Origin of the sequence: Arenibacter sp. S6351L, assembly GCF_023016025.1 — a bacterium.
Lineage (GTDB): Bacteria > Bacteroidota > Bacteroidia > Flavobacteriales > Flavobacteriaceae > Arenibacter > Arenibacter algicola_B.
Genome location: NZ_JALKBB010000059.1, coordinates 1 through 7,143 on the forward strand (window position 1 = coordinate 1; position 7,143 = coordinate 7,143).

Genomic DNA, 7,143 nt, shown 5'->3' on the forward strand with positions numbered 1-7,143 from the left:
TGAGATCGTTCCTGCCATCTTTGATCAGGCCGTTGATAACGGTCTGCTGTTCCAATAATGTTGCGGTGACATCGGGAATGGAATTCAAATAAAGGCCTGTTCTTTTGGGCAAGGTACAACTTGTCCTATGGTCATTATAAATCGATCGGACCTCGAATCCGTCCTTCCCTTTTACAAAATAGAATCCCTTGGCGTTGAAAAGGGCCATATAGTCCTTCGGAGATTTTTCATATTGGGCGTGCATCCGCTCGGCATGTTTGAGATATGATCCCAATGCGGCCTTCTCGAATTGTTGCCTATAACCGATTGCCATAGCTTCGTACAGTTTCGGAAAGACCATTGGCAAAAAAATGGCCGTTGCTGTCAACCTAGGGCCAGTATCGGAATTCTGTGCCGTCATCATTTCCAGCACCGAATGGTTTTGACGGACGAAACCAGTGGATACATTTGTGTCCATGTCCTTGGGGTAGGGAAGCTCGACCAAACGAACGGGGACCGTATGTTTGTTGGAACCGGAAAAGGATAATCGGTTATCCTGGTACTTTACTCCCAAGGACCGGAACAGACGATGGACAATCCCTTTTTCCGTCCCGACATCGAAAATGCCGTTTTCCAATATCCTGCCGATAAGCCGGAACTTGCTTTCCAAGGTTTCTTTTTCCTTTTTTTCCTCCAATTGGTATAGCCTGTCCCTCACCGTCGGGAACTCTCTTTTAAGTGCTTCCATCAACAAATTTTTTGGATTTCTTGGAAGATAGCGTTCAAGATAAATGTAATCTTTGGATGTTTTTACATACGGAAGGATATCCATTAGGCTTTTGGCCGTTATGTTCTCCGAGAGCAGTCCGTTCCGTTTCGGGGATTTGAGATAGGATGAATAAAATGCTTCCCTTATCAGTTTTTGGATTTCCAATGTAAACTGTTTGCTGTCGGTATCGATCTCTGTGGGCCGGTCACCGTTCACGAAAATTTCCGATCGTTTCACCATTCGGATATTTTGGCCCAGCTCCCTATCATTGAACACATAGCCCGATCTGTCATAGATGGTATATCCCTTGATGATATCCCCTTTTCTGTCCAGTTTTATATCGATGTCCTGATATTCCTTAAGTACTTCTGTCAGTTCCTTAGGCCGAATTGTTTTGAAAAGTCCATAGGTAGTTTCTATTTGTTTTAGCAAACGCTTGCGGTGCATCGGAAGTAGCTTCGATCTGGAATTGGCCTCGAAAACTTTTTCCAGTTTCGGGCCGCTCAAGCTTCGGTGCACGGTGGAGCCGTTGATGAACCGGGTCCTGTAGCCTTTTTGATTGTCCAGGCCATAGGCCACACCTATCCTTCCCGATATGTTTTTTGTTTGCCTTACCTGTATGTGATAGGGCTTTACAAGTTTTGCCAGCTCCCCGAAACTGCGCACTTTGTATTTTTGGAGGATGCCGTTGAGCACATCCTGCAAATAGAACTTCGTACCCTGGGCAGGATCCATGCCGAACTGGAGTTCTGGCGACCTGTATATTGGGAGCTCCCTCTGCTGTGTGGTACGTGGCGAGGGCGATAGTCTAAACTTTTTTTCAAGGTATCGTTGGGTCGCCACATTCCTTCTATAGCTGTTGAAAATTCCGAGGACCTTTCCATCATCGTCCACATTGGTCGTTATGATATGGACATGCTCATGGCCGGTATCAGTGTGCCTTACCATTACAAAGGGCTGTCCACCATAGCCCATTTGCTCCATGTATTCCCTTGATACTGCTTGGAAGGTATTGTCATCCAAGTGTTCCCCTAGGGGAAGGTTTAGGGTAATATGGGCATAACGGTTCTTGGTGGCATTGCGCTGTCCCTGAAAGTGGAGTACCTTCCAGAAGAATTTTTGTGATATGTACTGTGAGTACATGTTCCCGTACCCGAGTATGCGCATACCCTCTTTACCGAACACATAGTTCAGCATTCCCTGACAGCTTTCACCATATCCTATCCTTCCTATCATCCCGTTTGTCCTTCCATGGTTATTTCGATAAGTGTGTACAGTAGTCCGTTTGCCTTTTGTACCTCGCTTACCAAACTACTGTTCGGGCTTCTCAGGTTCTTGTAGTGGGCCAGTTTGACCAATTGGTTGATGTTGCTGCCTATCCTGTTGATATGGTAGGCAAGATTTGAAGTGTCAGGGAGCATATCCTTTTCCTCAGACCCTATGTTCAGGACCAATCTTCTTAAAAAGGGGCTAATTGTACCACGCTGTGAAATGTCCAGGTCGTAGGACCCAACAATTATCTTCAGTCTCTCATATTCGGTATCGTTGAACCGGAGCATTACATTATGGTACCGTTTCTTGTTTCCCAGTCGTTTTCGGCCTCTTTTCCGTTGATCCATTTTTTTTGTCCTTTTAGGCAAACACTTCGCAAGAAGTAGACAATTCTAAGTTACTTAGAATACAACTTGCTATCCGTTTCACGGATAAATATAGTAAATCAATTTTAAATGTAACAACCTAATAATCAATTATTTAACCCAATAAATCATATGGAATCAAATAGGATTATATGGGTACAGACTAAAGATTTAACTGGTCCAATATGGTATTGAAAAAATTAAGGAATAATGGAAAATCATTTTTTATGTGGGTAGGGATAAGAAAGATCAAGGGGTTTTTCTCCCCTTGTTCTTTGCGCGGCTCCGAGGGTGTTGAAAAACAATATTTGGAAAGATGACCGAAAGCTAATGGACGATAATTGTCCACTAAGGCGGTATCGAGGTGGAAGGTTCAACTTCCGCAGGGGCTTGGGGTTAAATAACGTTATTGACATTGTTAGACAGAAAAAACAATGTCCTTTATCTTTTCTTATAGAATTGAAGGTCAATCAATCTATGTATTGGAAGACATTAAGGTATTGAAACCAAATGGAACTGGTATAATTTTGAATAGTTTCATACCGACGATATCAGAACTGATTTCTTAATTTTCCATGTAATCCTGCCAGGTTACGAGTATATATTTTTCCTTACCGTTCTCCCTTTTACCCAAAAATCCGTACTCGTAAACAAAAAGATATACCTCTCCCTTACCGTTTTTCCAATAATGGGTGAAAAATTTAGGGTCAAAACCAAGGTCCAGCAATATTTTGCTCCTTACCACTGCCTTTCCTGCCCTATTATATATTTTTAATATTTTCCTGTTCAACTTTAGCTGATTGTCCACCTTGTCATAAAACCGCACGGGACCTTCCTTTGACCTAGCATATTGATGCGCACTCTTGCAATACTGATCACAAAATTTCTTATCAGTCCTTCCCGTCAGTTCCCTCCCACAGTGCGAACATTTCTTTTGAATTCTCATTTGCTTCTATCAATAGTATTGTTATACGTATACTATTCGATTAAGATACGATTATATAGTTTAGTTTCATGACCTTGAGCTTAAAAATAATTTCATGCACAAGGGAAAGAGCATCACAATGAAGCACCTATTGATTGATGGCAAGAAATGTATCGGCCTTCAATTCTCAACGGATCGGGTAATCCAGGCATTGGTGGAAAAGCTTCCAAATTTGGGATGGAGCGAAACGTTCGGTATGCACTATATACCCAACAACAAGAATAACATATCCTTAATATTCAAGATGTTCAGGGGTGAAGCATGGATCAATGGCAATTTCTTCTTCGCGGGGCGCGTTCTAAATAACGACAATGCCGATATCGATGTTGAATGGTTCCGGAAAAGAAAGCTGGAGGACGGGTTTAGGCCGTGCCCTGAAGAATATCTCCTCAAATTGGAACTGAAACGATATTCCAACAACACGGTAAAGGCCTATGTCAACTGCTTCGAGGCGTTCATTAATTATTATGGCCAACTTAATCCAATGGACATCAATGAAAATGAGATCCGGTCGTATCTTCAAAAATTGGTACAGGAAGGCAAATCGTCCTCCTACATAAACCAAGCGATCAACAGCATAAAATTCTTTTATGAAATGGTCCACGGAATGCCCAACCGCTTCTACACCATTGAACGCCCAAGAAAAGAAACAAGACTGCCCAAGGTACTGTCCAAGCAAGAGGTCATGGCAGTTATCGAAAATACCAACAATATTAAACACAAGTGCATCGTAGCACTTCTATATTCCTCGGGACTTCGACGAAACGAACTATTGAACCTTAAGGTTACGGATATAGACAGCAAGCGCATGATGGTAAGTGTAAGACAAGCCAAAGGAAACAAGGACCGGTTTACGGTGCTGAGCAACGGATTGTTAAAGGACCTAAAGACCTACTATCAGGAATACCGTCCAAAAGAATTTCTCTTCGAGGGCGCAAATGGTGGTAAGTACAGTTCCACCAGCGTGTTGAACATTATTGGCTCGGCAGCAAAGAGGGCCGGAATCAAAAGGAAGGTCTCCCCACATATGCTAAGGCACAGCTTTGCCACACATTTGCTGGAAAGTGGCACCGATATTAGGCATATCCAACTATTATTGGGCCATAATTCTACAAAGACAACGGAAATTTATACACATGTAGCGAATAGATCCTTTATGAATATCAAAGATTTGTTAACTTAGCCTTACATATAATAGATATATGATCAATGATCATATTCCTACGTTAGCAAAAATATGAAAGACAAAAAAATCGGAATACTGCTTTTAGGATTTGCTCTTGTTTTTGCATGTGGACGGAAAAAGGAATCAAAAAATATTGAACTTACGCAATCGGACTTCAAAATTGCTCAGGATTATAATGATTTTGCTTCAAAAATGGAGAACAATGACACACTACGTCTAGGAGTTAATCTATCAATGTGTGGTTGGGAAGAATATGATGAAGTTGAATTTACCAAACAGGAGGATAGGGTTTATCTACAAATTAAGGAAAAAAGAATAGCCAACGATACGACAATATACTTTCCCAAAGTACCCTACGAATTGAAAAACGATACGTTGAGTATTGAAAAAATGATGGAGGGCTTTGACATAAATTATACGGAAAAGATAAGTAGCCCGTTCTTTATAATTTGCAACCCGAAAGAAAAAGACACCATCTTACTAAGGACAACTGGACTTGGTAATCGAGGTAGAAATATTCAAAAATACCATAGCTTAATGCTTGAACTATACCCTAAAGAAATGGACTCTTATTATGTTGCGTTTTTTGGAGTTACTTATAAAGAATTTAATGAGGGAATAGTATCCGAAGAGTAAAATACTTTTGCTAACAAAACCTAAACGCAATGCGGACTTTAGGGCTAGTTCTAAAGGTCTGTGTATATTTTTAAAGTCGCTAAATCTTATGGATTTAGCTTAGGACAAGAAAAAATAAAACTAAACAATAAGCTTTAGCTTCGTGCTAAGACGGAAACGAAAAGTTTCCTTATCACCGCACTACGCTTAGCTAAACCGTTGGGCAATATTGAGAAAGAAAAAATAGCATCGGAAATCAGCGGAAAAGGATTCCGATTTTTTTTTGGAAAATAGTGTTTAAAAGAAAGAAGAAAAACGTTGCGCGGACAAAAACACGGAACTAAAAAAAAGGATTCCGGCACTTTTGGCATCGGACAGGATTTCGAGAAAAGCAATTTCAGATTGAGGAAAGTTCGTGAAAGAAAGAAAAAAATCCAGCGGACTTTTAGCAATGGATCCTGAATTTGGTCGGAGGCAAATCAGCCATCGGAAAAATTAGCCGACTGGGGCCACTACACTTTTGCGATGGCTATTGAAAGATTAAAAAAAGAAAAAAAAGAAGCGCAAGCTGGGCGGAACAGAACGTAGGGTAAACATTGCCCAACAAGGGCTATAAGCAATGCTGGGTTTTGTGTTAAATCCAAAAGCAGTTGTATATTTACGAAGTCGCCAAAACTTCATTTTGGCGAACAGAAAAATAAGTAAAAAATAAAGTTTTGGCTTAGTGCGAGTCTTGAAAATAATTGCATTTTTTGCCCGCACTGCTCATAGCCCAAACGTTGTATGCAATGTAATCAAAATCCTTAATGAGCGATAAAAAAATCTACCGATATACTAATGTCGAATTGCTGGACGTGATAAAAAATGGACAAAGCGAATCGCTAAAGGAAATTGCCAATGCGGAATTGGACAAACGAAATTTAACTAAAAAGCAACTTAAAAATACGGAGTCTGAATATATAAAGTATCAGGAATTTAAAGAAAAACGAAAGGACGAGCCATTAACTCGAGAAGAATGGATTTCGTTTTTCTTTCTGCCATTTTTCACACCAAGGCCTAAATGGAGAAATGACCACTTCTCTCAATCGGAATATCAGCGATTTGAAAAGTATGGATTCGACAAAAAAGCCAAACAAGCTTCCGAAGTGAAAATATTAGGATTTTTGTTCTGGTTTGTAATTATAATAATTGGACTTGTTATATCGAAATATCTTAATTTTTAAAAAACACTGCATACAACAACACCTATAATTAATTGCGGGCGGATTTTCCCTTCGGAAAATCCACGCATATTTAGTATGTTTAGTGTGCGGGCCGAAATCCTGTCGGATTTCACACCGCAACTAATCATAGCTTAACCGTTAGCGGTAACTTGCCCTAAAAAATATAAAGCGGCTCCTCTCCTACTCCTTTTTTGCTGCCTACTCTATAGTTGGACAAAGCAATGCGCAAGCAGAACGTTTATTAGGGCAGCAAAAAAACTACGGTTTGCAATTCTCTGGATCAAGCTTTCATGGGGTTTTGGGATTTATAATAGAGCAAGTTAAGGGTAAGTTCCTTTTGCCGCCAGTACGCAAGGGGTACGCAAGCAATTCGCAGTTTGACTTTAGGCTCGGCCATCCCTTTCCAGGCTTTACAGAACGCCAAATTTTATTTGTGTTACAATGGTCTCGGCTTGATTTTAAATGCGGCAAAATCAACGCGGATTGTTCTATTGGTTTGTACGTTAGAGTATGGTCCGCGCTGCAAGCAACCGCTAACATGGCCTATAATTCAGTCTTGCCTTTTTCAAAAGAGAAAATTCATTACTTTTAATCCGGCACGATTCCAACCTGAAAAATCCTAACGGATTTCCCAGACCGAAATCATAGCCTTAACGTTGTACACAAGCTGATAATGGAACCCAAATTCTATAAAAAGTCAATAAAACAATTAGAAAAAGACTATTCTACGGATCCATCGGAATTTCCAA

General features: G+C 40.4%; 6 protein-coding genes. 3 read left to right on the forward strand and 3 right to left on the reverse strand.

Annotated features, from left to right (window positions below):
- The 3 genes from MWU82_RS23670 to MWU82_RS23680 all read right to left on the reverse strand — a co-directional run.
- The coding region (locus MWU82_RS23670) for a relaxase/mobilization nuclease domain-containing protein (RefSeq protein ID WP_247098188.1) at positions 1 to 1,984 on the reverse strand (1,984 nt) is incomplete at its 3' end.
- Entirely contained in the window at positions 1,981 to 2,367 is a 387-nt protein-coding gene (locus MWU82_RS23675; RefSeq protein WP_247098190.1) for a hypothetical protein, read from the reverse strand. The genes MWU82_RS23670 and MWU82_RS23675, both read right to left, overlap by 4 nt.
- Before the next feature lie 583 nt (positions 2,368 to 2,950).
- Positions 2,951 to 3,331: a hypothetical protein gene (locus MWU82_RS23680; RefSeq protein ID WP_103443150.1), complete on the reverse strand. Its 381-nt coding sequence runs from the start codon at positions 3,329 to 3,331 to the stop codon at positions 2,951 to 2,953.
- 118 nt (positions 3,332 to 3,449) lie between these two features.
- Between MWU82_RS23680 and xerA the strand changes: the two genes are divergently transcribed.
- The 3 genes from xerA (at position 3,450) to MWU82_RS23695 (ending at position 6,394) form a co-directional block, all read left to right on the forward strand.
- Positions 3,450 to 4,553, forward strand: coding sequence for a site-specific tyrosine recombinase/integron integrase (gene xerA, locus MWU82_RS23685; RefSeq protein WP_247098192.1), 1,104 nt, complete (start codon positions 3,450 to 3,452; stop codon positions 4,551 to 4,553).
- Positions 4,554 to 4,607: 54 nt separating this feature from the next.
- Complete coding sequence (locus tag MWU82_RS23690) at positions 4,608 to 5,192, forward strand: hypothetical protein (protein WP_247098194.1); 585 nt, start codon at positions 4,608 to 4,610, stop codon at positions 5,190 to 5,192.
- Positions 5,193 to 5,977: 785 nt separating this feature from the next.
- Entirely contained in the window at positions 5,978 to 6,394 is a 417-nt protein-coding gene (locus MWU82_RS23695; protein ID WP_247098196.1) for a hypothetical protein, read from the forward strand.
- The last annotated feature ends 749 nt before the right edge of the window (positions 6,395 to 7,143 follow it).

Coding starts and splice junctions, on each gene's coding strand:
- MWU82_RS23675 (WP_247098190.1), bottom strand. CDS start 2,367: ATGGATCAACGGAAAAGAGGCCGAAAACGACTGGGAAACAAGAAACGG.
- MWU82_RS23680 (WP_103443150.1), bottom strand. CDS start 3,331: ATGAGAATTCAAAAGAAATGTTCGCACTGTGGGAGGGAACTGACGGGA.
- xerA (WP_247098192.1), top strand. CDS start 3,450: ATGAAGCACCTATTGATTGATGGCAAGAAATGTATCGGCCTTCAATTC.
- MWU82_RS23690 (WP_247098194.1), top strand. CDS start 4,608: ATGAAAGACAAAAAAATCGGAATACTGCTTTTAGGATTTGCTCTTGTT.
- MWU82_RS23695 (WP_247098196.1), top strand. CDS start 5,978: ATGAGCGATAAAAAAATCTACCGATATACTAATGTCGAATTGCTGGAC.